At 59.7% G+C, this 233-nt stretch carries 1 protein-coding gene; it reads left to right on the top strand.

Annotated elements, in window-relative coordinates; genetic code table 11:
• The first annotated feature begins 57 nt into the window (after positions 1-57).
• Positions 58-198: a hypothetical protein gene (locus EW028_RS25485; RefSeq protein ID WP_193767484.1), complete on the top strand. Its 141-nt coding sequence runs from the start codon at positions 58-60 to the stop codon at positions 196-198.
• Positions 199-233: the final 35 nt, after the last annotated feature.

A 233-nucleotide genomic window follows, 5' to 3' on the forward strand; every position in this document is an offset into this window, starting at 1 on the left:
CGAACCATGCCGCCACAAGCTGATCGGCAACATCGTTGAGCAAGTCGTTCCCGACCGATGACTCGAAGTCCATCACCTGCTCGTACAGAAACCGCTCATCCTCAGAGTCACGAAGCGACCCGAACACAACGTGAATCGGGCTGTGCGCCATCAGAAGGCTCACCAACTGCACGAGCGGAGGCCGGGTCACGTGCATGACCCGGCCATCCAATTCCCATGCGGTGGGGTCAGAG

It is taken from the genome of Lysinibacillus sp. OL1, from assembly GCF_004332175.1.
GTDB classification, from domain to species: Bacteria; Bacillota; Bacilli; order Bacillales_A; family Planococcaceae; genus Lysinibacillus; species Lysinibacillus capsici.

Coding starts and splice junctions, on each gene's coding strand:
- EW028_RS25485 (WP_193767484.1), top strand. CDS start 58: ATGACTCGAAGTCCATCACCTGCTCGTACAGAAACCGCTCATCCTCAG.